We start from the raw sequence: 2,219 nt of genomic DNA on the forward strand, positions 1-2,219 counted from the left end.
GCCGAAGACCCCGCCGAAGGTGCCGCCGCCCCGGACCCGCTCGACACCCGGCCCGAGGAGTCCGTGCTCGGCCGCTCCCACCGCGCCCTCAGCATCGGCATCGTCTCCGTCGTCCTGCTGATCGCCTTCGAGGCGACCGCCGTCGGCACCGCGATGCCGGTCGCCGCGCGTGAGCTGAACGGCGTGGCGCTGTACGCCTTCGCGTTCTCCGCGTTCTTCACCACCAGCCTCTTCGGCATGGTGGTGTCCGGCCAGTGGGCCGACCGCCGCGGCCCGCTGGGCCCCGTCGCCCTCGGCATCGCCGCGTTCGGCGCGGGCCTGGTGGTGTCGGGGCTGGCCAGGACGATGTGGGTCTTCGTGCTCGGCCGCGCCGTGCAGGGCCTCGGCGGCGGCCTGGTGATCGTCGCGCTGTACGTGGTGATCCGCCGCGCCTACCCCGAGCGGCTGCGCCCCGCCATCATGGCCGCGTTCGCCGCGAGCTGGGTGGTCCCCTCGGTGGTCGGACCGCTCGCCTCCGGCGCCGTCACCGAACACCTCGGCTGGCGCTACGTGTTCCTCGGCATCCCGGTGATCGTCCTGCTGCCGCTCGCGCTGGCGCTGCCGGAGATCCGCCGCCGCGCGTCCGGACCGGCCGGTGAGGGGATCACCGCGGACCCCCGCCGCATCCGCCTCGCGCTCGCCGTCTCGCTCGGCGCGGGCCTGTTCCAGTTCGCCGCGCAGGACCTGCGGTGGATCTCCCTGCTGCCCGCCGCGCTGGGCGTGGCCCTGCTGGTGCCGGCCGTGCGCGGACTGCTGCCGCCCGGCACCTGGCGTTCGGCGCGCGGCCTGCCCTCCGTGGTGCTGCTGCGGGGCGTGGCGTCCGGGGCGTTCATCGGGGCGGAGTCGTTCATCCCGCTGATGCTGGTCACCGAGCGCGGGCTGACGCCGACCTGGGCCGGGTACTCCCTGGCGGCCGGCGGCATCACCTGGGCCACCGGATCCTGGGTGCAGTCCCGGCCCCGCCTGCAGCCGCACCGCGAGCGGCTGGTGACCCTCGGCATGACCCTGGTGGTGCTCGCCATCGCCGGCGTGCCCACCGTGCTGATCGACGCCGTGCCCGCCTGGACGGTGGCCGCGGTGTGGGCGGTCGGCTGCTTCGGCATGGGCCTGGTGATCGCCTCCACCAGTGTCCTGCTGCTGAAGCTGTCCCCGCCGCACGAGGCGGGCGTGAACTCCGCCGCCCTGCAGATCTCCGACGGCCTGGCCAACGCCCTGCTCCTCGCGGTGGCCGGCGCCGCCTTCGCCGCACTCGGCGGCGGCACCGTCGCCGCGCACGCCGCCACCAGCGCCTCCGGCGGCTCCCACCCGGCAGCGTTCGCCGCCGTCTTCGCCCTCGCCGCGGTGTTCGCCCTCGGCGGCATCCAGGTCACCCGCCGCCTGCGGACGGAGGGGTAGGCGGGCCAGGAGCCGCAGCACGCAAAGGTCCAGTACCAGTTCGGTACCACGAGTGGTACCGTTCTGGTATGGCTATGAACCTGCGTCTCCGCGACGACCAGACCGAGGCCCTGAAGCTGCGCGCCGAGGAGGAGGGCGCGAGCATGCACGCCATAGTGCTCAAGGCCGTCGACGACTACCTGGCCCGCACGGCACACGACGCACTGGTGCGCAGGGCCGCGCAGGAGCAGACCGCCAAGTGGGCCGAGCTGCTGGAGCGGCTGAAGTGAGCGTCGTGTACCTCAGCTCCGAGAACGTCCTGGAGATCGCCGACATGGCGGTCGACGACCAGCAGGTCCGTGTCCGCGACGCGGGCCTGCTGGAATCCGCGGTGCACCGTCCCTCGGCCGCCATGTTCGGCCAGGAGGCATACCCAGGCCTGTTCGAGAAGGCTGCGGCGCTGCTCCAGTCCCTCGCCGTCAACCACCCCTTCGTGGACGGCAACAAGCGCACCGCATGGGTGTCCTGCATGGTCTTCCTCGCCATCAACGGGGTGCAACTGCGCCCCGACATCGACGCGGGCGAACGCCTGGTCGTCGCGGTGTCGACCGGACACATGGACGAGCTCAAGGAGATCGCCCTGGCGCTGGAGCACCTCAGGGACGAGGACCCGGCCCCCGGCGCGGTGTGAGGTCGGTCCCATCCGGGGTAGGCGCGGTGTGCTAGCGGCGGGGAGGCAGCCGCGCCGCCGATAAGGTTGCTCGGTCGTCCTCGCGTAACCGATCCCCTGAACCGGAGACCGTGAC

The 2,219-nt window shown here is 73.2% G+C and carries 3 protein-coding genes; all 3 read left to right on the forward strand.

Annotation, left to right across the window (positions count from 1 at the left end; all coding sequences use genetic code 11):
• Positions 1-1,434 (forward strand): MFS transporter (locus ACOV8S_RS18680; protein ID WP_448318954.1); only part of this gene is annotated, 1,434 nt, incomplete at its 5' end.
• Positions 1,435-1,502: 68 nt separating this feature from the next.
• On the forward strand, positions 1,503-1,703 hold the full coding sequence (locus tag ACOV8S_RS18685; protein WP_351114253.1) for a CopG family transcriptional regulator: 201 nt from the start codon (positions 1,503-1,505) through the stop codon (positions 1,701-1,703).
• Positions 1,700-2,104 carry a type II toxin-antitoxin system death-on-curing family toxin gene (locus ACOV8S_RS18690; RefSeq protein ID WP_351114252.1) on the forward strand — a complete coding sequence of 135 codons (405 nt, stop codon included), beginning with the start codon at positions 1,700-1,702 and terminating at the stop codon, positions 2,102-2,104. The genes ACOV8S_RS18685 and ACOV8S_RS18690 overlap by 4 nt, the downstream gene beginning before the upstream one ends.
• Positions 2,105-2,219 lie beyond the last annotated feature (115 nt).

The organism is Streptomyces sp. CO7, from assembly GCF_053474865.1.